Genomic DNA, 25,168 nt, shown 5'->3' with positions numbered 1-25,168 from the left:
GGGATACAATTTCTGGAAGTGATGCGCCTGCCCCTCTCGTGGCGGTCGCGTCTCGGGGCCGCTTTTTTCAGAACAACCAAACCCGCCAAGCCGAGGTCAAAGATGGTCGATGTCGCAGCATCATCGTTCCTGGACGCCTACGACGCCGCGCAGCAGCCGCAGCAGAAACTGGGCCTCCTCTATCAGTGGATCGCCACCAAGCCCTTGGCTCTGTTCAAGGAATTGCGAACCCGGCGGCCGATCCTGGTCACGCCCGGCGGGCCGACCCTCCTGGCCATGTTCGCCGACGTCGAGGAGGCCCTGACCCGGAACCTGCAGTTCACGGTCAAGCCCTACGCCCCCAAGATGGACCCGGCCGTCGGCCCGTTCATGCTGGCCCGCGACGGCACGGTCTACAACCAGCGCGACAAGAGCATCATGCGCGCCCTGATCCAGCAGGCCGACCTGCCCAGCGTGCGCCAGACCGTGGCCAAGATCGGCGCCAAGCTGATCGCCCAGGGCGCCTCGCCCGACGGCCGGCTGGAACTGGTCTCGCAGGTCACCCGTCCCGGCCCGATCGCCCTGACCGGCCAGTACTTCGGCTTTCCGGGTCCGGACCTGACGGCGATGCTGCGCTGGTCCTACGCCACCCAGAACGACATGTTCCACAACCTGACCGACGACCCCAAGGTGCATGCGGCCAACATCGCCGCCGGGGCCGAGATGCGGTCCTATCTCGAAGACTTCCTGCCCCGCCGCGCCAAGCAGGTGAAGGCTGATCCCAAGCTCGACGACGTCGTCTCCCGCATGCTGCGCCTGCAGACCCCGCCGCAGATCGGCTTCGACCAGGGCCGGATCCTGTCCAACACCATGGGCCTGCTGGTCGGCGGCATCGAGACCACCTCGGCCGCCATCGTCCAGGCGATCGACCAGCTGCTCGACCGGCCCGACCAGATGGTCGCCGCCAAGCGCGCGGCCCAGGCCAATGACGACGCGACCTTCGACGCCATCTTCTGGGAGGCCCTGCGCTTCAACCCGATGGCCCCGTTCGTGGTGCGCCTGCTGGTCGAGCCCTACACGATCGCCGCCGGCACCCCGCGCCAGACCACCCTGGCCGCCGGCACCGTGGTGTTCGCCAGCGTCGCCTCGGCCATGCACGACGGCACGGTGGTTCCCGATCCGGAAACCTTCAAGCCCGGCCGCCCGGCCTATCACTACCTGCACCTGGGCTTCGGCGAGCACCGCTGCCTGGGCGACCAGGTCAGCCTGATGCAGGCCCCCGAACTGGCCAAGCAGATCATCAAGGCCGGCTTCTGCAAACGCGCCGCGGGCGCTGCCGGCCATCTCGACTTCAAGGGCGGTCCGTTCCCGGAAAGCCTGGTGTTGACCAAGTAGGAGGATGCCGCGCCTTGCGATCCAAGGCATCGCAAGGCGCGGCCCGCCAAAGCCCCCGCCGAAGGCATCAACTTCAAGTTGCCAACCACCCTCTTAGCGACATAGCTTCATGCTCGCGGGAACGGTCGGGGGATCAATGGACGCTTTTTGGCCAAAGGCCGAATGGGTGGCTGCGCATCGGCGCGCCGCCGTCGTCACTATCGTTCTGATCGTTCTGATGCTGGTGGCCAGTCGCCTCTATTTTACGTCTTTCACGAACGCCGCCTCGTCATGGGCCGAATTGATGAGAGACGTGCTCGACGGCTTTATATCCACCATTTGCGTCTCCGCCGTCGTCACCAGCTTTCTGTGGTGGCTTGGTCCAAGGGCCGATCGGATTCCTCCTGGCGGAGAATTGGCGCCGGCGGATATATCATCCGCACTCTCCATGGCCGCCGAAACCACTGAAACGTGGGAATACATCGGCCATACCGGGCGGTATTTCCGCTCGAGCATATTGCCCGCGCTACAGCGTAGAGGACGGACGCTGGGGGCGCCCGTAATGGCCCGCGTCGTCATTATCGATCCCACGAGCCGCACGTCGGGCGCCGCCTACTGCAGCTATAGACGCACTTCGCGTAGCGCCTCACTTACAAAAGAAGACTGGACCCCGGAAAAGCTTCAAATTGAACTAATCGCCACAATTCTTTGCATCCTGGAGAGCAAAGATAAAAATCCACATGTAAATTTATTGCTCGGCATATCTACAGGTATATCTGTTTTCCGATACGACAAATCTGACAATGTAATTGTCGTTACTCAGGAGGATCCGCAACAGCCCGCTTTTTCGTACGCACGAGGATCCAGATTCTACGATTACTATAAGCGAGAATGCGAACTTATATGGTCTCAGTCTCGAAAAATAGACATAGCTCAAATACCGACAGTTGATCTTGAAAAAAGTGATACGGTATATTTTGCGCTAAATCAGATTTTCGGAGATCGCTTTCATCGTATCGAGGCCTCAATCGACGGAGCGATCTCCAGCGCTCTACTGAAACAGCCCCCGTATGTCTGAAGATTTTTTTCGATCTCTAGATCATCATTTCGACGTCGATCGATCCTTGATCGCGGAAGTTTCGCAGCTAATAACCGCGGGCGCCGCTCTTACTGAACATCCGCTGGGCTTTTGGTATCACTACCTGCGAAAAGGCCAGAACGGCAGTTACGTGCGCCTTCATATATGGCCCCCACAGGGTAATGCCCCGAAGCAACCCGTGCCTCATACACATAGCAGCGATCTATGGTCCCTGGTATTAGCCGGATCACTCGCTGACCAAATTTGGCAAGTGGAAACGAGCTCGGCCAGCTCCCTTTGGCGAGTTGTCAGCGTGGAGTCAGAAGAAGACGGCCGAAGAGCCGGAAAATGGTCCGACGTTTGGGAGCTGTGGCCTATTGCAAGAAACATCCATTCCGCGCCGACGAGCTATCACGTGCCCAAGGGGCGCTTCCACAGTTCGGAAGTCGTTGGATTGGATGCTTGCGTCACTCTTGTACTGCGCGGTGAAAAGGAAAGCGCATCCAGCCTCGTGGCGGGAGGCCTGCCAATAGGGCCGCACCCCAACCGCCCAAGATCCCAACCGCCGCTGGCCAACCGCGGCGACCTAGCCAGGCAGATCTGCAACGCTTGGATAGGCCAAAGCCGCCGTATGGAAACCTTGCCCCAGCGCCCATCCTAACCCTTCCGCCCCAGCGGATGCTTGGTGCGCACCACCTCCGCCAAGTGTTCGCCGGCGACGTGGGTGTAGATCTGGGTGGTGCCGATGTCGGCGTGGCCCAGCAGGGTCTGGATGACGCGCAGATCGGCGCCGCCTTCCAAGAGGTGGGTGGCGAAGGCGTGGCGCAGGACGTGGGGGCTGACCTTCTCGCGGTCGATGCCGGCGGCGATGGCGGCGTCCTCCAGCAGTTGCGACACCCGCCGCCCGGTCAGCCGCCCGCCCTTGCCGCGCGAGGGAAAGAGCCAGGCGCTGGCCTTCTCGCCCTTTGGCAGGAATTGCGGCCTTTCCTCCAAATAGGCCTTCACCGCCGTGCGGGCCGCGTCGTTCAGCGGGGCCAGCCGCTCCTTGCCGCCCTTGCCCTTGACCATCAGGAAGGCCGGGTCGCGCGCCAGGGCCGACAGCGGCAGGGCCAGCAGTTCGCTGATCCGCAGGCCCGAGGCGTAGAGCAGTTCGATGATGCAGGTCAGGCGCAGGCCCTGGGCCCCGTCCTTGGCCGAGGCGGCCGCCAGCAGGGCGTCGATCTCGGCCCGCGACAGCACCTTGGGCAGGGGCCGGCCGGCCTTGGGCGCGACCACCCGGCGGGAGGGATCATCGGCCCGCCAGCCCTCGCCCAGGGCGAAGCGATAGAACTGCCGCACGGCCGAGCGCCGCCTGGCGGCGGTAGCCGGTGAAAGTCCGCGCGCGCCGAGATCCTGAAAATAGGCCTCGATGGCCTCGGCGTCGGCGGCGTCCAGGTCGTTGCCCGTGCGCCCCAGGAAGCCCCGGGCGTCGGCCAGGTCCTTCTCGTAGGCGCGCAGAGTGTTGGCGGCGGCCGCGCGCTCGACGGCCATCATCTCCAGGAAGGCCTCGATCCAACCCTCTGCCTTGCCGCTCACTTCTTCTTCGCCCCAGGCTTGGCGGCCGGCTTGGGAGCAGCGGCCTTCGGCGGGGCCGGCGGCGCGGGCAGCAGGCCCTCGACGGCGATCGCCCGGGCGTCGGCGGCAAGGCCCGCGCGGTTCAGGGCCGAGACGATGCGGGCGCGGTCGCCCGCCGACGGTCCGCCCACGCCGACTTCCGTCGCCACCGACAGGGCCAGCAGGGCGGCCTCGCCCTTGCGGCCGGCGGCGGCGGCGCCGTCGAGCAAAGCCAGGCGCGCGGCCGAAGCGGTGGATTTGCCGGCGTCGAAGCCGGCGAAGGTCGCGCGGTCCTCGGGGCTCACCGCCCCGCCCAGGCCTTGCAGCACCACGGCGGCCGGCTGGGCCGGCGACTTAGGCCCGCCCGCCGCGCCCAGCTCCACCAGCCGGTCCAGCGCCTGGTCGGTCGAGCCGCCCGACGCCGCCGCCAGGGCCGCGTCGAACAGGGCCAGGTCCTGCGGGCCAACGCCGGGGATGGCGTCGGCGGTCATGCCGCCGCGGATCGCCTGGGCGGTCTTGACGTCGCCGGCCGCCAGGGCCGCGCGCAGGAACAGCGCCTGGTCGATCGGTCCTCCGGCCCCAGCCGCAGCGGCGATCAGCGGCGCGGCGGCGCGGGCGGCGGCGGCGTAGTCGGCCCCCGGCCTGGCCGTGCGCAGGAACGCCCAGTCCGAGGCCTGCGCGGCCGCCACGTCGGTCGGGGCCGGGGCGATCACCGGCCGCAGGGCGGGCGAGGCCGTGGCGGCCGCCGCCGGCGTGCGGATCTCCAGCGCCAGGGTGGTCGACAGGGCGAAGTTGATCCCGCTGCTCAGGTCGCCCGCCCCCGTCGCCGGCGTCTTGGCCAGCAGGGCGGTCATCAGCCGGGCGTAGGCGGGATCCTTGCCCTGCTGCTGGGCGAGGTTGAAGGTCAGCTGGGCCTGGTCGAGCTGGCCCGCGCGCTGCTGGCAGAAGGCCCGCAGGCGCAACCAGTAGCCGGCGCCGCGATCGACGCTGAGAGCGTCGGCGATGGCGCAGGCCCGCTCGTCGTCGCCGCGGATCAGGTTGGCTTCGGCCGCGGCCATGGCCAGGGCGGCGTTCTGGTCGAGGCCCGGCGTGCGGTCCAGCACCTGCTTGGCGCCGGCCGCCTCGCCCAGGGCGACCAGGGCGAGAGCCCGCGCCCCGCCCATCGCCGGATCGTCGCCCACGCCCTTGGGCGCATGGGCCCCGGTCGCCAGCACCCGGCGGGCCAGTTCGGCGAAGGCGGGCGACAGCGGCTTGGCCGCGAGGGTCGGCAGGATCTGGCGCATCAGCTCCGGCGAGGCGTCCTTCCACAGGTCGCCCGGCAGCCCCGTCTCGGCGGCCGGCGTCGAGAACAGGTCCGGCGGCGCCAGGGTGGTCACGGCCACCGCCCCCGAAGCCGGCGGCGCCTCCTGGGCCTGAGCGGAAACTGCGGCGATCACCGACAGGGCGGCGGCGAGGGCAAACGAGGAACGCGGGGAGAAAGCCATGCGCCCACTATGGCAAGGAAGCACGGCAGGCAGAAGACGGTCCGGCGGCCGGAAGGGGGCGCGGACGTAACCTTGGTCGTCCAGAAAGGCTTGCGGGCCGCCGAATTTGGGTCCAATTGCGGAAATGTACAGCTTACGTTGCGTGAGCTTGAGCCTTGGGGGGCTCCAACGTCCGGTCGGACGGGAGTGGTCGAGCAGCGCCGATCATCCGCAGGAGATCCCGCCGAATGCCCCTTTCTCCCCCCGATAATCGCCTCGCGCCCCTGGCCAGGCTGTGGCTGCTGCTGCTGGGCGCGGTCATCCTGGCCGCCGGACTGTTCTTCGTGGTCGGCGGCGGCAAGCTGCTGAGCCTGGGCGGCAGCCCCTACTTCCTGGTCGCGGGCCTGGCGCTGGTCGCGGCGGGCGTGCAGATCTGCCGGGCCAAGGCGAGCGGCGCCCTGCTGTTCGGCGCGGTGTTCGTGCTGACGGTGCTGTGGGCGGTCTGGGAGTCGGGCTTTGCGTTCTGGCCGCTGATCTCACGCCTGTTGGCGCTCAGCGTCGGCGCGGCCGTGGTCGCCTTCTCCTATCCGCTGATGGCGCGGGCCAGCGGCAAGTCGCCGGCCTTCGTTCCGGCCCTGGCGCTCGGCGCGGTTCTGGCCGTGGGCTCGGCCGCCGGCTTCGCCAGCATGTTCGTCGCCCATCCCACCGTGGCCTTCGCCGGCGCGGCGGACGGCCTCGTTCCGGTCGATCCGGCCAAGGCCCAGAAGAACTGGGAGGCCTACGGCAACACCCCCGGCGCCAGCCGCTTCGTGGCCCTGGGCGAGATCACCCGCGACAACGTCAAGGATCTGAAGGTCGCCTGGACCTACCGCACCGGCGACGTGGCGGTCAGCGACGGCAACGGCGCCGAGGACCAGGACACCCCGCTGCAGGTCGGCGACACCGTCTACATCTGCACCCCGCACAACAACGTCATCGCGCTGGACGCCGACACCGGCCGCGAGAAGTGGAAGACGATCGTCGACGCCCACGCCTCGGTGTGGATGCGCTGCCGGGGCCTGGCCTATTTCGACGCCGGCGCGCCGCTGGCCCAGCCCACCGTCTCGGGCGCCACGCCGATCCTGGCCGCGAGCGTGCCCGAAGGCGCGCCCTGCCGCCGCCGCATCCTGATGAACACCATCAACGCCGTGCTGATGGCCTTCGACGCCGACACCGGCAAGGCCTGCGAAGGCTTCGGAACCGGCGGCCGCGTCGACCTCAAGGCCGGCCTCGGCGATGCGCCCGACCCGCAATATCAGCTGACCGCCGCCCCCACCCTGGCCGGGACCACGATCGTGGTCGGCGGCCGCATCGCCGACAACGTCCAGGTCGATATGCCCGGCGGCGTGGTGCGCGGCTTCGACGTCATCACCGGCGCCCTGCGCTGGGCCTTCGATCCGGGCGATCCGTCGGTCACCAAGGACCCGCCGGCCGGCAAGACCTACGCCCGCTCGACGCCCAACGTCTGGTCGTCGATGTCGTACGACGCCGCCTCCAACACCGTGTTCATGCCGGTGGGCAGCGCCTCGGTCGACCTCTATGGCGTCACCCGCAGCGCGCTCGACCACCGCTACGGCGCCTCGATGCTGGCGCTCGACGCCACCACGGGCCGCGAGAAGTGGGTGTTCCAGACCGTCCACAACGACCTCTGGGACTTCGACGTGCCGATGCAGCCCAGCTTCGTCGACTTCCCCAAGGCCGGCGGCGGCAGCGTCCCCGCCCTGGTCTTCGGCACCAAGGCCGGCCAGCTCTATGTGCTGGACCGCGCCACCGGCAAGCCGCTGACCAAGGTCGAGAACGTGCCGGTCAAGGCGGCCAACATCCCCGGCGAGCCCTACGCCCTGACCCAGCCCAAGTCGGTCGGCATGCCGCAGATCGGGTCTCAGACCCTGAAGGAAGCCGACATGTGGGGCGCCACGCCCTTCGATCAGCTGCTGTGCCGCATCGCCTTCAAGGGCATGCGCTACGAGGGGCTCTACACCGCCCCCGGCACGGACAAGTCGCTGAGCTTCCCCGGCTCGCTGGGCGGCATGAACTGGGGCGGGCTGTCGACCGACCCGACCACCAACACCATCTTCGTCAACGACATGCGCCTGGGCCTGTGGGTGGAGATGACGCCCCAGGCCGCCAAGGCCACGGCCGCCGCCGGCGGCGAGGCGGTCAACACCGGCATGGGCGCCGTCCCCCTGAAGGGCACGCCCTATTCGGTGAACAAGAACCGCTTCCTGTCGGTGCTGGGCATCCCCTGCCAGGCCCCGCCCTACGGCACGATGACCGCCATCGACATGAAGACCCAGAAGATCAAGTGGCAGGTCCCGGTCGGCACGGTGCGCGACACCGGTCCGCTGGGGATCAAGATGGGCCTGCCCATGCCGATCGGCCTGCCCACCCTGGGCGGCAGCCTGGCCACCCAGGGCGGCCTCGTCTTCTTCGCCGGCACCCAGGACTACTATCTGCGGGCCTTCAGCTCGGCGACGGGCAAGGAGGTCTGGAAGGCCCGCCTGCCGGTCGGCAGCCAGGGCGGCCCGATGAGCTACCGCTCGCCCAAGACCGGCAAGCAGTACGTCGTCATCACCGCCGGCGGCGCCCGCCAGTCGCCCGACCGCGGCGACTATGTCATCGCCTACGCCCTGAAATGAGCGGGCGTCTCGAACGGCTGAGCGCCGCCGCCGGTCTGGCGGCGGCGCTCCTCGCCTCGTCGGCTCTCGTCTCATCCGCTCTGGCCGAAGAGCGCACGACGCTGACCGGTGACTGGGGCGGCGTCCGCACCGACTTGGCGCAAGACGGGATCGCCTTCCGGGGCGACTACGTCTCGGAGACCTTCAGCGCCATCGACGGCGGCCTGCGCCATGGCGGCGGCTACACCCAGCAGATCCGCGTCGGTGCCGACTTCGATCTGGAGAAGCTGTCGGGCTGGTCGGGCGCCATCGCCCACCTGACCTTCAACGACCGGCGCGGCAAGGGCGTGTCGTCCGACGTGGTCGGCAACCGCCTGCCGATCCAGGAAGCCTATGGCGGCCAGTATTCCCGGCTGACCGAGCTGTCGATCGAGCAGAAGCTGGACGGCGGCCGGCTGAACCTGCGGGCCGGCTATTTCGCCATGGGCAACGACCTGGGCGGCATGGCCATCGGCTGCAACCTGGTCAACGCCGCCTTCTGCGCCCACCCGCTGTCGATGTCGGGCGACAGCGGCTGGTACAACTACCCCAACGCCCGCTGGGGCCTGGCCGTGCGCTACGCGGTGCGGCCAAACCTGCTGGTGCGCACCGGCGCCTACCAGGTGAACCCGTCGCTGAACAACAAGGCCAACGCCTACAAGCCGTTCGCCTCCGGCTCGACCGGGGTGATGCTGCCGCTGGAGGTCGAATACGACCGCGGCGCGGGCGGGGGGAAGTCCGGCCACTACAAGCTCGGCGCCTATTACGACAGCTCGCGCGTCACCCGGCAGGGCGAGACCGGCAAGGTGAAGGGCCGCTACGGCGTCTACCTGCTGGCCGACCAGATGGTCTGGCGCCAGGGAAGCGGCGGCCGGGGCCTGTCGCTGTTCGGCCAGGTCACGCTCAATCCCAAGGCCTCGGCCCCGATCACCCGCTGGTACGAGGCGGGCCTCGTGCAGACCGGAACCTTCCCCGGCCGCGACGCCGACACCCTCGCGCTCGGGATCGTCCACGCCGAGCTCAATCCGCGCCTGCGCCAGGCCTATGCGGACGCCTCGCCGACCCTGGTCGACTACGGCGCGCTGCCGGCCGGCGAGACCGCGATCGAGCTCAGCTACGGCTGGCAGGCGACCCGCTGGCTGATCGTGCGCCCCGACGTGCAGTACATCATCGACCCTGGCGCCTTCAGCTATCGCGACACGCCCAACGCCCTGGCGGTGGGAGCGCAGCTGAAGGCGCAGTTCTGAAGCGGATCGGCGTCCCCAAAGGGGGAAGCGGGTTTTGATCCCCTCTCTCATGGAGAGAGGGGTGTCGCGCCGGACATCCGACAAGAGCGTCGGGCGGCGAAAACCACGCGCCCATCCAGCCTCCCCTGCCGCAAAACTAACGCCCGCCCCAGGAATAAGCGGAACCCGGGGCGTGGCGGCGGCGGCCCGGGTCGTGTATCGGGGGGATCGACCATGACCGCCGACCTCGCCCCGCCGCGCTATCCAGAGCTCCGTGACCAGACCATCGTGCTGGTCGGATTGATGGGCGTGGGCAAGTCCAGCGTCGGCCGCCGCCTGGCCCAGACCCTCGACCTGCCGTTCCGCGACGCCGACAACGAGGTCGAGCGCGCCGCCGGTCGCGGCATTCCCGAGATCTTCGCCGAGATGGGCGAGGCCGCCTTCCGCGACGGCGAGCGGCGGGTGATCGCCCGCCTGCTCGAGGATCCGCCCCACGTGCTGGCCACCGGCGGCGGGGCCTTCGTCAACGCCGAGACCCGCGCCCTGATCAAGGACAAGGCCATCGCCGTCTGGCTGAAGGCCGATCTCGAACTTCTGGCCCGCCGCGTCGGCCGCAAGGACGGCCGGCCGCTGCTGAAGAACCGCGACCCGATGGACGTGCTGCGCGAACAGGCGACCACCCGCTATCCCGCCTATGGCGAGGCCCACCTGACCGTCGAGACCGGCGACACGCCCCACATGGTGGCCGTCGAGGCCGTCATCGCCGCCCTGCAGGGCCGCCTCGCCGCAGCTTCCGCCAGCGATGCTCCCGCTGGCGACGCTTCTGAAAGAGTACAGCCGTGATCCGCACCGTTCCCGTGGGCCTGGGCGATCGCGCCTATGACGTCGTCATCGGCACGGGCCTGATCGACAAGGCCGGCGAGTACGTCCTGCCGTTCCTGTCCAAGCGCAAGCGCTGCGCCGTGGTCACCGACGCCAATGTCGGCGAGCACCATGTCGAGCGGCTGTCGGTGTCGCTGGAGAAGGCGGGCGCCGCGGTCGACGTCATCGTCCTGCCGCCGGGCGAGGAGACCAAGAGCTTCGAGGGCCTTGCCCACCTGTCGGACCAACTGCTGGCCCTGGCGCTGGACCGCGGCGACATGATCGTGGCCTTCGGCGGCGGCGTGATCGGCGACCTCGCCGGCTTCGCGGCGGCGATCTACAAGCGCGGCGTCGACTTCATCCAGATCCCGACCACCCTGCTGGCCCAGGTCGACAGCTCGGTCGGCGGCAAGACCGCCATCGACACCCCGCGCGGCAAGAACCTGATCGGCGCCTTCCACCAGCCGCGCCTGGTTTTGGCCGACCTCGACGTCCTGGCCACCCTGCCCGCCCGCGAACTGGCCTGCGGCTATGCCGAGGTGGTCAAGTACGGCCTGCTGGGCGACTTCCCGTTCTTCGAGTGGCTGGAAAAGCACGTCCACGCCGTGCTCGAGCGCGACACCGACGCCCTGGTCCGGGCCGTCGGCCGCAGCGTCGAGATGAAGGCCGAGATCGTCGCCGAGGACGAGAAGGAGGCCGGTCGCCGCGCCCTGCTGAACCTCGGCCACACCTTCGGTCACGCCATCGAGGCCGAGATGGGCTTCGGCGACGCGCTCAAGCACGGCGAGGCCGTCGGGGTCGGCATGGCCCAGGCCTTCCGCTTCTCGGCCTCGCAAGGCCTGTGCTCGACCCAGGACGCCGTCCGCGCCGAGGCCGCCATCAAGGCCGCCGGCCTGCCGACCAGGCTGTCGGACGTGCGCGCCGAGCCCTTCGACGCCGACGCCCTGATCGCCCACATGGGCCAGGACAAGAAGGCCGAGGGCGGCGCCCTGACCTTCGTGCTGGTCCGCGCCATCGGCGATGCCTTCGTCGCCAAGGGCGTCGATCCGGCCCCGCTGCGCGCCTTCCTGGTGGCCGAGGGCGCGGCCGGCTGACCGACTGGTCCGGTTTCGTCCACAGCCCCCGCTTCGGCGCCCCCTTGGCGCCGCATCCGCACAATGGTCAAGCTTTCTGCTGACGGACCGGAACCGGTCCGCATCCGGTGCGTTGACGACGACGCACCGCTTTGTCGGCGTGGGGTCTAGGGGGAGCCCAGGGGTGACCGTTTTGGAGGCTGACGCACGCGCCGCGACCGAGGAGATCTTCGATCTCCGCCGGCGCTTGGCCGAGGCCCAGCAAGCTCATGCCGAGGAAGTGCGCCGCAACCAGGCCTTCAGCCGGATCGCGGCGGCGATCGGCGCGCACCAGAGCCTGGGCGAGACCGTCCAGGCGGTGATCGACGGCGGCGTCGAGCTGATCGGCGCCCAGTTCGGAGCCTTTTTCTACACCGTCGCCGATGAGACGGGCGAAAACTACATGCTCTACGCCCTGGCCGGCGCCCCGCCCCAGGCCTTCGCCCACTTCCCCATGGTGCGCAAGACGGCGGTCTTCGCCCCCACCTTCGACGGCGTCGGGGTGGTTCGCGCCGACGACATCACCGTCGATCCGCGCTACGGCCTGAACGCGCCTCTCCAGGGCATGCCCGAAGGCCACCTGCCGGTGCGCAGCTATCTGGCCGCGCCGGTCAAGACGGTCGACGGCCTGGTGCTGGGCGGGCTGCTCTTCGGCCACCGCGAGCCGGGCCGCTTCGACGCCCGGGCCGAGACGGTGATCGTGGGCCTCGCCGCCCAGGCCGCCGTCGCCATCGAATGGAACCGCGCCGGCGAGGCCGGCGACCGCGAACTCACCCAACGCCGACGCGCCGAAGAGCGTCTGAAGTTCGCCCTCGATTCGGGCCGGCTGGGCTCGTGGGAGCTCGACGTCGAGACCCGCGCCTACGACGCCTCCGACATCTGCAAGTCGAACTACGGCCGCACCTCCGAAGAGGACTTCGGCTTCGACGACCTGGTGGCGACCATCCACGCCAGCGACCGCGACCGGATGCTGGCGGCGATGGACGAGGCCATCCGCACCGGCGGCGAATACGACATCGAATACCGCGTGGTGGTCCCCAACGGCGAGACCCGCTGGGTGCACGCCCGCGGCCGCGCCGCCGTGCGGGACGAACCCCTGATCGGCGGCGGCGTGCGGCGCATGGCCGGGGTGTCTCTGGACGTCACCGAGCGCAAGCGCGCCGAGGAGCGCCAGCGCCTGCTGCTCAACGAGCTGAACCATCGCGTCAAGAACACCCTGGTCACCGTCCAGTCGATGGCCGCCCAGACCTTGCGCGCCGCCAGCGACCTCCCCGCCTTCCGCGAGGCCTTCGAGGCCCGGCTGATCGCCCTCTCCCAGACCCACAACCTGCTGACCGAGCAGAACTGGGAAAGCGCCAGCCTGCGCGAGATCGTCGACGCCGAGCTGGAAGCCTTCGGCGGCCGCGAACGGCTGGACTTCGACTACGCACGCGACCTGCGGCTCAATCCCAAGGCCGCCGTGGCCGTCGGCATGGCCGTGCACGAGCTGGCCACCAACGCCGCCAAGTACGGGGCCCTGTCGACGCCCGGCGGCCGGGTGAGCATCGCCTGGTCGACCGAGCCGGCCTCGCCCGAGACCGCCGCCCGCCTGCGCCTGCGCTGGACCGAAAGCGGCGGCCCGCCCGTCCCGCCGCCGACCCGTCGCGGGTTCGGCGTCCGCCTTCTCGAGAAGGGCCTCGCCGGCGAGTTGTCCGGCGTGGTCCGTCTCGCCTATGATCAATCTGGCCTGGTCTGCGCGATGACGCTGCCCTTGGCCGCCCTGGAGCCGTGAAACAGATGAAGACCCTCGCCGCCCTGAAGGTTCTGGTGGTCGAAGACGAGGCCCTCGTCTCGATGCTGGTCGAGGACATGCTCGGCGATCTCGGCTGCGAGGTCGTCGGTCCCGCCGCCGAGATCGAGGAGGCCCTGCGCCTTGCCGGCTCGGCCGAGATCGACGCGGCCCTGCTCGACGTCAATCTGGGCGGCCGCCCGATCTTCCCGGTCGCCGACGCCCTGAAGGCGCGCGGCGTGCCCTTCGCCTTCGCCAGCGGCTACGGCGAGGCCGGCCTGACCGAGCCGCACAAGGGCTCGGCGGTGCTGCAGAAGCCGTTCCGTGAGGCCGACCTGCGCCGCGTGCTGGAAGGCCTGGCCGCCCAGGTGGTCTGACCCCTCCACGTTTCCAGACAAGAAAACGCCCGCGCGATGCGATCGCGCGGGCGTTCTCGTTTCCGGCTGGCGGCGGAAGGGCGAGCGGCTTGACGCCGCCCGCCCGAGCCGGCTCGCCTACAGGCCGCCGGCGCAGCCCTTGGCGAAGTAGTCGTCGATGATCCGCAGCTGGTCGGCCATGATCTTGCGGGTCCAGGCCCGGCCGTGATCGTAGTCGTCGAACACGTGGTACTCGACCACCTGGCCCGACTTCTTGGCCTTGTTGACGAACCATTCCGACTGCTCGATCGGCACCGTCCGGTCGCGCTCGCCGTGATAGACCATGATCGGGATCTTGATCTGGTCGGCGAAGTCCACCGGGCTGACGCCCTTCACGGTCGGCCCTTGGGCGTCCATGAAGTAGGGGTTGGTGTAGAAGTCCTTCCAGATGCGGCGGATGTCCGACACCCCGGCGCCGGCGATGGCGCACTTGTAGAGGCCGTTCGGGCGCACGGCGGCGTCCATCGAGGCGTAGCCGCCGTAGGAGAAGCCGAACATGGCGATGTGGCCGGGCTGGGCGATCTTCTGCTCGATCAGCCACTTGGCGCCGTCGTCCTTGTCGTCCTGCATCTTCTGACCCCACTCGGCGTCGCCGGCCTTCCACAGGCGGCGGCTCCAGCCGTCCGAGCCGCGATACTGCGGCTGCAGCACGGCCATGCAGCGCGAGGCCATCAGCGGCGTCCACATCGAGCCGTCGAAGCCCATGTGGTCGCGCGCCCACGGACCGCCGTGCGGATGGACGACGGTGCGATACGGCGCCGGGCCGCACAGTTCGGGGTTCGGCAGGGTCAGGAAGGCGGGGATGTCGAGACCGTCGCGGGCCTTGTAGTAGACCAGCTTGCGGGTGCCGAGGGCGGCCGGGTCGATGTCCGGATAGGCCTTGGACAGCAGCTGCAGCTCACCATCCTTGAACAGGTAGTAGGATGGCGGTGTCGTCGCGCCGGCCACCGACAGGATCACCGTCTTCAGGTCGGGCGAGTAGTCGATGATGCGATAGTACTTGTCGGAGAAGTACTTGGTTTCCGCGCTCTTGCCGGTCTCCACGTCGACGAAGGTGGTCGGCGTCGGGGTGATGTTCAGCGCCTGGCGCAGGGCGGCGTCGAGGGCCTTGAGGTCCGGATCGACCCAGACCACGTCGCCGCCGACCGGGCCGTCATAGCTCAGCCCGACGATCTCGCCGAAGCGCGGCCCGGCGTAGCGGAACACCCGCGGCGCGTTGGCCTCGAAATAGGGATGCTTGAACAGCACCTCGCCCATCTGGCGCTTGGCGATGTCGTATTCATAGATCACGGCCTTGTCCTGGCCGACGTTGCTGAGCACCAGGGCGACGTTCGGATCCTTGGTGAAGCCGACGATGCTGGTGACGTCGCGGTCCTTCACATAGGTGCGGAAGTGCTCCACCCAGCCGCCGTCAGCGGTGCGCAGTTCGGTCGTCGTGTAGGCGCCCTTGCCGTCGACGTCGCCGCGGACCCGGCCGCGCAGCTTGCCGTCCAGGTCGGTGAAGTAGCCCGAGACGTTGTCGGCGGTACGCTGGATGCGCTCGGAACGCCCGTTCTTCACGTTCACCTTGAACACGTCGCCGCGCTTGGTGCCCACCTGCGAGACGACCAGGACGTGGTCGGGATCGTTGGGCAGGCTGTCCAGCACCTGCGGCCCGAAGCGCTTGATCAGCACGGCCATCGCCTGGCTGCCGCCGTCGTCCTGGTACATCGGCTCGCGCCAGTTCTTGCCGTCGACATCGACGAAGAACAGCTTCTCGGCGAACGTCTTGGTCACGCCGCCGCCGAGCAGGTCGTCGTACGGGTTCCACAGGCTGACGGCCAGCAGGTCGTTCTTGATGAACTGGACCGACTGAATCTTCATCTGCTTGGACGCCAGGACCTTTGGCGCCTTCTTCAGATCGGCGGCTTCCCACACCAGTATGACGCGATCTTCGCCCTGGCCTCGCAGACCGGCGATATACTTCCCGTCGGGGGAAAGTGAGAAACTCGACACCGCCGGATATGCGGCGAGCTGCTCGACCGTGGGAGGTTTCGGCGCCGCAATCGCCGTAGTCGCTCCGAAAACGGCCATGGCCGCCAGCACCAGACTTCTAAGCATAAACTTTCAATCCCCAACCCCTGGAGGGCGCCCCATGCCCGCATAGGTGCATGACGCGCCGCGCAATCTTGGCAAGCTGCCACCGCATTCAGAGGGCGACAAGGGCGACTTCGTGCACGGAAAGGGGGAAAATTTTCGCGTTCACTGCCTCATTGTGCCATTTGAGCAACCATCGTACCGCGTCATTTTCCATTCGCGTCGAAATTGCGTCAAAAGTGTTGCGACCGAGTGTCGGCCCGCTACTGTCCGCCGGGGCTGCGCCTTATGCGTGCGGCGGTCGCGGACCCTGAGGGGCGTCAGCGACAGGTACTTTTGGGGACTCGAATGATTGATAAGACGATGAAGACCGCGCTGTGTGCGGGGTCTGCTCTCGGCGTTATGCTGAGCATGGCCGCCATGGCGGCTCCGGCCTTCGCGCAAGACAAGGCCAAGACCGACGCTAACGAAGTCGAAGAACTCGTGGTCGTTGGTTCGCGCATCCGTCGCGACACCTTCAACTCGCCCTCGCCGGTCCAAGTGATCACCCGCGAGGAATCGACCCTGGCCGGCTTCGCCTCGACGACCGAGGCCCTGCAAGGCACCGCCGTCACCGGCGGTTCGGCTCAGATCAACAACGCCTTCGGCGGCTACGTCACCAACGGCGGCCCGGGCGCCAACACCCTGTCGCTGCGCGGCCTGGGCGCCTCGCGCACCCTGATCCTGCTGAACGGCCGCCGCGTCGCTCCGGCCGGCTCGCGCGGCTCGGTCGGCTCGGCCGACCTGAACGTCCTGCCCAGCGCCATGATCGACCGCGTCGAAATCCTGAAGGACGGCGCTTCGTCGATCTACGGTTCTGACGCCGTCGCCGGCGTGGTGAACATCATCACCAAGCAGAACGCCCAGGGCATCACGGTCGAGAACCAGTACAACAAGACCGCTCACGGCGGCGGCAACACCAACCGCCTGTCGGTCGTCGCCGGCGCCACGGGCGACCGCTGGACCCTGTCGGGCTCGCTGGAATACCTCGAGCGCAGCGACCTCACCCTCGCCGACCGCGACTGGACCCGCTGCAACACCGACAGCTTCATCAACCGCGCCTCGGGCGGCTCGCTCGACTTCGTCGACCCGCTGACCAAGTCGCCGAAGTGCTACCCGATCACCACGACCGGCTCGAACGGCGTGACGATCAACACCCTCGGCACCACCTCGACCACGGGCGTCGGCGCCGCCGGCTCGGTCGGCACCACGTTCAACCGCTGGCGTCCGAACTCGGCCGTCACCACCGGCCTGGTCGGCTGGGAAGGCGTTGGCGGCGGTTCGAACAACCTGAACGTCCGCGACACCTTCGATCCGCGCACGCTGAAGCGCTCGCTGATCTCGCCGGTGAAGATCTACACCGCCTTCGGTCAAGGCGCTTACGACCTGCAGGCCCTCGGCAACGCCGAAGTCTACTTCGAAGTGCTGGCCAACCAGCGTCGTTCGCAACAGACCGGCTACCGCCAGCTGTCGCTCGACTACGCCAAGGGCAGCCCGCTCATCCCGTCGAATCTGGCCTTCAGCACGTTCCTCGCCGCTGGCGGCAGCACGATGACCAACGGCCAGGCCACGGGCGTGCGCGCCTTCATCGGCTTCGGCAACGACGTCAGCAGCCAGGTCGTGAAGTTCGAAAAGGCCACCGGCGGCATCCGCGGCGACCTGACCTTCCTGCCGAACTGGCGCTATGACTTCTCGGCCAGCTACTCGAACTCGGACTCGACCTACACCCAGCAGTCGTGGCTGACCGACCGTCTGGCCGCGTCCATGGACGTCGTGGTGGCTCCGGCCGGCACGCCCGCCCAGTTCGTCCGCAACGGCTACACCTGCCGCGTCAACACCACGAACTCGGCCGCCGGCTGCGTTCCCGGTCCGGCTCTGACCAGCGACACCGTCGGTGGCAAGCTGCCGCAGGACTGGATCGACTACACCTTCCAGAAGGTGACCGGTAAGACGAACTACAACGAAGCCGTCGCCACCGTGAACTTCGACGGCCCGGTGTTCAAGCTGCCGGCCGGTGAAGTGAAGGCCTCGGTCGGCGCCGAAATCCGCCGCAACGAGATCGACGACACTCCGGACATCAACAGCCAGACCGGCAACCTCTACAACCTGACCTCGTCGACGATCACCCGCGGCGACGACCAGGTCTGGGAAGTGTTCGGCGAAGTCGAAGTCCCGCTGCTGGCCAACCAGCCGTTCGTCAAGGACCTGACCCTGAACCTGTCGGGCCGTCACACCGACTACAAGTCGTACGGCTCGGATCAGACCTACAAGGTCGGCGGCGTCTACACGCCGGTCGGCTGGCTGTCGTTCCGCGGCACCTACGGCACCTCGTTCCGCGCTCCGGCGCTGTTCGAACAGTACCAAGGCGCCACCAGCGGCTTCCTGTCGAACACCATCGACCCCTGCGACAACTACGGCGCTCAGGACATCACCTCGCAGCGCTACAAGAACTGTAACGCCGAACTCAACAACACCGCCTACACCTCGACCCAAAGCGTCAAGGTGCTGACGGCCGGCGGCGCCGATCAGGGCCTCGAGGCTGAAACCTCGAAGAACTACACCGGCGGCATCATCCTGCAGCCCGAACTGCCCTCGGGCTGGGGCAGCCTGTCGGTGGCCATCGACTACTACAACATCAAGATCAACAACGGTGTCGCCCGCTTCGGCGCCAGCAACATCCTGCAGGCCTGCTACGACGACCCGCAGTTCCGTTCGGGCGGCGGCTTCTGCCGCTTCGTCGACACGCGCGCCGTGGGCACCAACGCCCTGACGGTGCACGACAGCTACACCAACATCGCGATCCAGGTCGTGAAGGGTTGGGACTACAACTTCCGCTACAAGCGTGACATCGGCGAGGGCCGTCTGACCCTGAACGCCCAGGTCACCCAGTACCTGTCGCAGGCCTCCAAGCTGTTCAGCGACGACGAGATGGACGAGTACAACGGCACCGTTAACTCGCCGGAATACACGGGCACCTTCGACGCCACCTACGCCTGGAAGTCCTACAAGTTCCGCTACGGTCTGGAATGGATCGCTGCTCAGGAAAGCTACGCCTACCTGGGCGTGAACAAGCAGACCACCCAGTACGACTTCGATGTGCCGGATTACTTCCTGCACAGCCTGTCGGTCCAGTACACCTCCAAGAACGAGTGGGAAGCCACCTTCGGCGTCCGCAACCTGATGGACAAGGACCCGCCGGTCATCTCGTCGGGCTACTACAACCGGGTTGGCAACTCCCCGCTGTACAGCGGCTACGACTACATCGGCCGTCAGTTCTTCCTGAACGTGTCGAAGAGCTTCTAATCCTCACGGAATAGAATGAGCTATCGGGCGGCGGATCCTCGGATCCGCCGCCTTTTTATTTGGAACGAAGCGAAATCGATCGTCGGCGACGGGCCGGCGCGCTCAGCGCCCCTTGGGCGGGGCCACCGAGAATTCCAGGTCGAACAGGGTCGGCACGTCGTTGACGCGGGCCCGCTCGATGGTCAGCAGCCGGGCCTTGGTCTCGGCCCCGCCGTCGGCGCTGAAGCCGCCCATCCTGCCGTCGGCGCCCAGCACCCGGTGACAGGGCACGACGATCGGCCAGGGGTTTTCGCCCAGGGCCTTGCCCACCGCCCGCATCGCCCCCGGCTCGCCCATGGCCTTGGCCACCTGGCCGTAGGTCGAGGTCTCGCCGGGGCGGATGGCGCGGGCGATCTCGTAGACCCGGCGGTTGAAGGGCTGCACGACGGTGAGGTCCAGCGACACGTCGGCCAGGTCGTCGCGACCTCCCGCCAGCAGGTCGATGATGCGGTCGGCGACGAGGTCGATCTCGGGCGGCGGCGCGGTTTCGGCGGCGTCGGGATAGCGCTTGCGCAGCCTCGCCCAGGTCGCGCCGGGGCCGGCCTCGGGCAGTTGCACGCCGATCAGCCCGCCCGCCGCCCACGCCAGGCCGCAACGGCCGATCGCCGTCTCGAAAAGCATGAAGCCCTGTCCCATGGCGACAGATTAACACCGCTGTTGCAGGTTGCGAGCCGGGCCTTCTACCTTTCCACGCTCACGCTCTTCTCCCCGCCCCGGTTCCGGAGATCGCCCTTGCGCCTCGCCCCGCTCGCCGCCGCCCTGCTCCTCGCCGCCGGTCCCGCCTTTACCCAGGCAGCCTTCGCCGGCGACATCCTGGTGCACGGCGGGCCGATCCATACCGGGGTCGCCGCCGCGCCTACGGCCGAGGCGGTGCTGATCCGCGACAAGACCATCGCCTTCGTCGGCCCACTGGCCGCCGCCCGCGCCAAGACCGCCCCCGGCGCCCGCGATATCGACCTCAAGGGCGCCGCCGCCTATCCCGGCTTCGTCGACGCCCACGCCCACCTGACCGGCATCGGCCTGCGCGAACTGACCCTCAACCTCGACCAGACCGACTCCGTCGAGGCCCTGGTCGCCGCCGTCCACGCCTACGCCCAGGCCCATCCGGGCGACGCGCCGATCTACGGGCGCGGCTGGATCGAAACCCATTGGCCGGAGAAACGCTTTCCCGCCCGCGCCGACCTCGATCGCGCCGCCCCCGGCCGCATCGTCGTGCTGGGCCGGGCCGACGGCCACGCCGTGGTCGCCTCCAGCGCCGCCCTGGCCAAGGCCGGCGTCACCCGCGACACCGCCTCCCCGGCCGGCGGCCAGATCCTCAAGGACGAGACCGGCGAGCCCACCGGCATGCTGGTCGACCACGCCCAGGCCCTGGTCGAGGGGGTCATCCCGCCGCCCTCCCCCGCCCTCAAGCGCCAGGCGCTGGAGACGGCCGGCAGGCTTTACGCCAGCCGCGGCTGGACGGGCCTTGGCAACATGAGCGTCGACGTCGAGGACCTGGAGATCCTGCGCCAGCTGGCCGCCGAGGGCCGCTTTTCCCTGCGCGTCGACAACTACATGGACCCGTCCGGCGCCGCCCAGGTGCTGAAGACCGGCCCCAGCGCCGATCCCACCGGCCTGATCCGCCTGCGCGGGATCAAGCTCTACATGGACGGCGCCCTGGGCTCGCGCGGCGCGGCCCTGCTGGCGCCCTACAGCGATGCCGAGGGCCAGGGCCTGATCCTCACCCAGCACGACCAGGGCCTGGCCCTGATGCGACGAGCCAAGGCCGTGAACGCCCAGGTCGCCATGCACGCCATCGGCGATCGCGGCAACCGCATGGTGCTGGACTGGTTCGGCGAAGTGCTGGGCAGCGACGCCGACCGCCGCTGGCGCATCGAGCACGCCCAGGTGGTCGACGCCGCCGACCTGCCGCGCTTTTCCAGGCTGGGGATCATCGCCTCGATGCAGCCCAGCCACGCCATCGGCGACCTCTATTTCGCCCCCGCCCGCCTGGGCAAAGACCGGCTGAAGGGCGCCTATGCCTGGGCCGACATGCTGAAGAGCGGTGCGGTCGTCGCCGCAGGGTCCGACGCGCCCGTCGAGGTCGGCGACCCGCGCATCGAGTTCTACGCCGCCGTCTATCGACACAGCCTCTCGGGCTTCGCGGGCGCCGACTGGCATCTGGAAGAGGCCGTCAGCCGCGACCAGGCCCTGCGCATGCTGACCTGGGCGCCCGCATACGCCGCTTTCGCCGAGCAGCAGCGCGGCGTGCTGGAGGCCGGCAAGGCCGCCGACCTCACCGTCTTCGACCGCGACCTGATGGCCATCGCCCCGGCCGACATCCTCAAGGCGCAGGCCCTGCTGACCATCGTCGACGGCAAGGTGGTGTTCGAGAAATAGGCCGCCCCGCCGGAGCGGAGCGGCCTTGGCCCAACCCTAGTACTTGTAGGTGAAGCCCATGAAGAAGCGGCGGCCGAAATAGCCCTGCTCGATCAGGCGGATGTCGCCGGCCGTCGAGACCTCTTCTTCCTTGGTCAGGTTCTTGCCTTCGACGAAGAACTGCAGGCCCTGCGGACCCGGCTTCCAGGTGATCTTGCCGTCCAGATAGCCGGTCGGCTCCTTGAACACCGGCTGGCCCGAGGTGTCGGCGGCCGAAGACAGGTACTTGGAGCGGTAGTTGTAGGCCAGGCGGGCGTTCACCGGGCCCTTGTCATACCAGACCGTCAGGTTGGCGCTGCTCTTGGACAGCCCCGGGAACGGCAGCGGCGAGCCGTCGAGGGTGGAATAGAGCTCGACGTCCTTGGCCTCCTGGTAGGTGTAGTTGGCGTCGACGCCGAAGCCGGAGAACACCCCCGGCAGCCAGGTCAGGGCCGTCTTGCCGGTCAGCTCGACGCCCGAGATCTTGGCCCCATTGCCGTTAATGTAGGTGTTGTAGTTGTAGAGCACCCCGTCGCCATAGACGTCGACCTTGCCGATCAGGGTCCGCGACGACAGGTAGAACGACTTGATGTCCTTGTAGAACAGGCCGAGCGACAGCTGGGTGTCGTTGTTCGGGTACCACTCGAACGACAGGTCGTACTGGTTGGCGCGATACGGTTTCAGGTTCGGGTTGCCGGCCGTGCAGCTCGGCTCGTCGAACTCGCCGTTGGCGTCGGGCGAGTTGTCGGTGGTGCAGCTGACCGTCGGCATCAGGTAGTCCATCCGCGGACGGGCCATCAGCTGGGCGAAACCGGCGCGGGCCGACAGCTTGTTGGGCTGCAGCCACAACCCGATGTTGAAGCTCGGAAGCCAGACCGTGTAGTCCTTCTCCATGCTGGCCTGGGTGTTGCTCAGCACATAGGTGGTCGAGGTGCCGCCGTTGGTCGAGGCATAGGTCTCGCTGCGCGTCTGGGCGCCCGAAGCCACGGTCTTGGTATGCACCCGGCGCCAGCCGAAGTTGCCGTTCACGTCGTAGTCGAACAGCGGGAAGGCGTAGTTGAACTTCAGGTACAGCGCGTCGGTCTGCTCGGCGATCCGATAGGGGATCTGCTCGTAGGTGTTGCCGTCGCTGCCGGTGGTGGTCACCAGGTTGTTCAGGTTGAAGTGCGAGGTGTCGAGGTACTGCGCCACCTTGGCGAAGTTCGGATAGAGCCAGGTCGAGGGCAGCGACCCGCCGCCGTAGTAGAAGGCGCTGGGCAGGGCCGTCATGGCGTTGGCGAACACGGCGTTGGAGAACGCCCGCGACCAGGTCTCGGTCGTCGACCAGTAGCCGGTGGTATAGGCGGCCGAGGCGGCGGTCGCGCTCGTCTGGTCAGCGGTCTGGCTGTTGCTGACCGTCGCCGTCGAATTGACCGCGTTGCTGTAGATCACGACGTCGTCGGTGGTCGAATAGAGGTTGTCGCCGCCGTCGATGATGTAGCCGCCGTAGCCGTAGCCCGAGGTCGAGAAGTCGGTGGCGCGGCCGCCGAACTCGATCTTCTTGAGGAACGGCAGGTCGGTCTCGTAGTCGAAGTCGAGCTTGTACTGCTTCTCCTCGGACTGCGAGTTCGACGGGCGGTACTGGATCTGCCACTGGCGGATCGCCGAGGCGTCCGAGGGGCTGTAGCCGCTGGCGAAAGTGAACGAGGGCGCGCCCGTGGTCGGGTTCAGCGTCACGGTCATGCCGGGGGTGTCGAAGCTGACGCTGACGTTGTTGGTCTGCGAAACGGTCGAGGTCTCGGCGTTCGAGCCCTGGAAGTCGATCTGCAGGCGCTCGCCGCGATAGGTCCCGCCGAAATTGTAGTAGTCGCTCGACGAGTCGTAGGCGAAGTCGCGCGAGCTGATGCTGAAGCCGTTGTAGCCGCCGCTGCCCGACGTGGTGAGGCAGTTGCCCAGGGTGTACTGGATGACGTTGTGGTTCTTGTCGACCACGACGGAGCTGGCCGTGGTGTCGGTCGACGAGCACGACGCGCCGCTGGCGGCGGTGTTGCGCAGACGGGTCGCCGAGGTGAAGTCGGTGCCGTAGTTGATGTCGTTCAGGCGCTGGCTGCGCTCATTGCGGTTGTAGCTGGCCCAGATGTCGATCCGGTCGCTGACCTTGTATTGCACCGTGAACTCGGCCGACAGGCGCTCGTCCTCGCGGGTCCAGACACCGTAGCGGGCCACGCGCGGGGCGTAGTCGTACCACTGGCTCTGGCAGGCCGTGCGCAGGTTGCTGGTCGAGATCTGGCTGGTGTCGGGCGAGGTCAGGCTGGAGCAGCCGGCATAGGTGCTGACGCCGCTGGCCAGGTCGTTGATCTCCTGGCTGTAGGCGGTCGAATAGTAGTCGACGGTCTTGTCGGCCGAACCGTCGAAGTCGGCGAACCGGCCCCACGACGAGTTGCGGACGTAGTCGCCGCGGGTGTTGACCTTGTCGTAGGTGACATTGGCCATCAGGCCCAGGCGCCCGTCGAACAGCTGGGTGGCGGCGAACAGGTTGCCGCGCGGCTTCCAGCCCTTGGCCGTGTCGAGGTTCTGCATCGAGCCGGTCAGCGACAGAGTCGGCTTCTTGAAGTCCAGCGGCTTGCGGGTGGTCACCGAGACCGTGCCGCCGACGCCGCCTTCGGTCATGTCGGCCGTGAAGCCCTTGAACACGTCGATCGACTTGACCAGCTCGGAGGCCAGCTCGCGGAAGTCGTTGGCGCGGCCGCCGCCGCCATAGACGTTGATGTTGCCGGCCGTCGACAGCGTGCTCATGCCGTTGATCTCGACCCGGTTCAGGTCGGGCTCGACACCGCGGATCGACACCGCGTTGCCTTCGCCGAAGTCACGGGCCAGTTGCACGCCGGTCACCCGGCCCAGGGCCTCGCCGACGTTCTTGTCGGGGAACTGGCTGATATCCTCGGCGACGATCGAGTCCGAGATCGTGCCCGCCCGCTTCTTGCGGCCCATGGCCGACTGCAGGCTGGCGCGGGTGCCGACGACCACGATCTCCTCGACCTTGTTCTCGACCGTGCTCTCCGGAGAGGCCTTGGCCGTTTCGGTCGTCTGGGTCGCTTGCGCCAGGGCGATCGACGAGCTCGAGCCCAGGATGGCGGCGGCCAGGCCCGTGGTGATCAGCAGCCGGTTGTCCCGGCGCGCTTTGTGGTTGGTCGACATGGTTTCCCTCCGAGAGACAGGCGGTGACCGCCCTTGTCGTCGCGGCGCGTGGGCCGCGGTTTGTTGACTGAAGATGCGGACAAGCCCGTCGCGGCGGCGGTCACGACCAGCGACCTGGCGTGGCGAGACGATCTGGGCGGGCTTGCAGGGGACGCCGAAGAAACCCGGGCCGAAGACCCCGCGCAGAAGCGCGGCGGGCCTCAGGCCAGGCGACGGTCGCCATGAAGCGGCGCCGGCGTTTCGGTGTCGTCGCCCAAGGCGCGGGGGTTGCGCGCCACGGCGAATGTTCGAGCGATCTTCAATAGCGCCGCGGATCTTTGATCTCTGCGACCCTGAAAAACTTCATCGAGACGACGATGTTGTCAACATGAGTCGAGGCAATGAAGGCAAAATAACGCCACATTCCAAAGATGTTACATCCATCTCTGATTTGTATTTGAACATACGGTCGAGCTTATCGACGATCACAACAATAACGATGTTCAAGATTTCGATATTTATCTTCTAACGGCGATATCTTTCATGCTCGCCATCTTGCACCACCCAGGCGCGCCGCGCCGTGACCGCTCGC

At 67.8% G+C, this 25,168-nt stretch carries 15 protein-coding genes; 10 read left to right on the top strand and 5 right to left on the bottom strand.

The annotated features are described in order from the left end of the window. The first annotated feature begins 102 nt into the window (after positions 1-102). Both AC07NG_RS05420 and AC07NG_RS05415 read left to right on the top strand, forming a co-directional pair. The gene (locus AC07NG_RS05420; protein WP_487288043.1) at positions 103-1,374 is read left to right on the top strand and encodes a cytochrome P450; all 1,272 of its coding nucleotides are present in this window, start codon (positions 103-105) and stop codon (positions 1,372-1,374) included. Between the two features lie 136 nt (positions 1,375-1,510). Then, entirely contained in the window at positions 1,511-2,431 is a 921-nt protein-coding gene (locus AC07NG_RS05415; protein ID WP_492853757.1) for a hypothetical protein, read from the top strand. A gap of 657 nt (positions 2,432-3,088) precedes the next feature. Here AC07NG_RS05415 and AC07NG_RS05410 read toward each other — a convergent pair. Further along, positions 3,089-4,006, bottom strand: coding sequence for a site-specific tyrosine recombinase XerD (locus AC07NG_RS05410; protein ID WP_494592641.1), 918 nt, complete (start codon positions 4,004-4,006; stop codon positions 3,089-3,091). Then, entirely contained in the window at positions 4,003-5,508 is a 1,506-nt protein-coding gene (locus AC07NG_RS05405; RefSeq protein ID WP_494592640.1) for a hypothetical protein, read from the bottom strand. Before AC07NG_RS05405 ends, AC07NG_RS05410 begins: the two co-directional genes overlap by 4 nt. A 227-nt stretch (positions 5,509-5,735) precedes the next feature. Between AC07NG_RS05405 and AC07NG_RS05400 the strand changes: the two genes are divergently transcribed. From AC07NG_RS05400 to AC07NG_RS05375, 6 genes are all read left to right on the top strand, one after another. Then, positions 5,736-8,165, top strand: a complete 2,430-nt coding sequence (locus tag AC07NG_RS05400; RefSeq protein ID WP_494592639.1) for a membrane-bound PQQ-dependent dehydrogenase, glucose/quinate/shikimate family — start codon at positions 5,736-5,738, stop codon at positions 8,163-8,165. After that, positions 8,162-9,430: a carbohydrate porin gene (locus AC07NG_RS05395; RefSeq protein WP_494592638.1), complete on the top strand. Its 1,269-nt coding sequence runs from the start codon at positions 8,162-8,164 to the stop codon at positions 9,428-9,430. Before AC07NG_RS05400 ends, AC07NG_RS05395 begins: the two co-directional genes overlap by 4 nt. Before the next feature lie 213 nt (positions 9,431-9,643). Next, entirely contained in the window at positions 9,644-10,252 is a 609-nt protein-coding gene (locus AC07NG_RS05390) for a shikimate kinase (protein WP_492853762.1), read from the top strand. Then, complete coding sequence (aroB, locus tag AC07NG_RS05385; RefSeq protein WP_494592637.1) at positions 10,249-11,364, top strand: 3-dehydroquinate synthase; 1,116 nt, start codon at positions 10,249-10,251, stop codon at positions 11,362-11,364. Before AC07NG_RS05390 ends, aroB begins: the two co-directional genes overlap by 4 nt. 163 nt (positions 11,365-11,527) lie before the next feature. Continuing rightward, the gene (locus AC07NG_RS05380) at positions 11,528-13,153 is read left to right on the top strand and encodes a sensor histidine kinase (protein ID WP_494592636.1); all 1,626 of its coding nucleotides are present in this window, start codon (positions 11,528-11,530) and stop codon (positions 13,151-13,153) included. Between the two features lie 5 nt (positions 13,154-13,158). After that, positions 13,159-13,527 carry a response regulator gene (locus tag AC07NG_RS05375; protein WP_101718306.1) on the top strand — a complete coding sequence of 123 codons (369 nt, stop codon included), beginning with the start codon at positions 13,159-13,161 and terminating at the stop codon, positions 13,525-13,527. 117 nt (positions 13,528-13,644) lie between these two features. On the opposite strand, the gene AC07NG_RS05370 is transcribed toward AC07NG_RS05375, so the two are convergent. Continuing rightward, entirely contained in the window at positions 13,645-15,666 is a 2,022-nt protein-coding gene (locus tag AC07NG_RS05370; protein ID WP_492853765.1) for an alpha/beta hydrolase family protein, read from the bottom strand. Positions 15,667-15,990: 324 nt separating this feature from the next. Between AC07NG_RS05370 and AC07NG_RS05365 the strand changes: the two genes are divergently transcribed. Further along, positions 15,991-18,984 (top strand): TonB-dependent receptor domain-containing protein, encoded by a 2,994-nt coding sequence (locus AC07NG_RS05365; RefSeq protein ID WP_492853766.1) that lies wholly within the window; start codon positions 15,991-15,993, stop codon positions 18,982-18,984. A gap of 102 nt (positions 18,985-19,086) precedes the next feature. On the opposite strand, the gene AC07NG_RS05360 is transcribed toward AC07NG_RS05365, so the two are convergent. Beyond that, positions 19,087-19,659 (bottom strand): methylated-DNA--[protein]-cysteine S-methyltransferase, encoded by a 573-nt coding sequence (locus AC07NG_RS05360; RefSeq protein WP_487288030.1) that lies wholly within the window; start codon positions 19,657-19,659, stop codon positions 19,087-19,089. 96 nt (positions 19,660-19,755) lie between these two features. Between AC07NG_RS05360 and AC07NG_RS05355 the strand changes: the two genes are divergently transcribed. Then, entirely contained in the window at positions 19,756-21,402 is a 1,647-nt protein-coding gene (locus AC07NG_RS05355; protein ID WP_494592635.1) for an amidohydrolase, read from the top strand. 36 nt (positions 21,403-21,438) lie between these two features. On the opposite strand, the gene AC07NG_RS05350 is transcribed toward AC07NG_RS05355, so the two are convergent. After that, positions 21,439-24,597, bottom strand: coding sequence for a TonB-dependent receptor (locus tag AC07NG_RS05350; protein WP_494592634.1), 3,159 nt, complete (start codon positions 24,595-24,597; stop codon positions 21,439-21,441). Positions 24,598-25,168: the final 571 nt, after the last annotated feature.

This window comes from Caulobacter sp. GW821-FHT10C03 (genome assembly GCF_059415485.1).
Note: the sequence above shows the minus strand (reverse complement) of the source record. Positions and strands in the feature narration are given on the sequence as shown.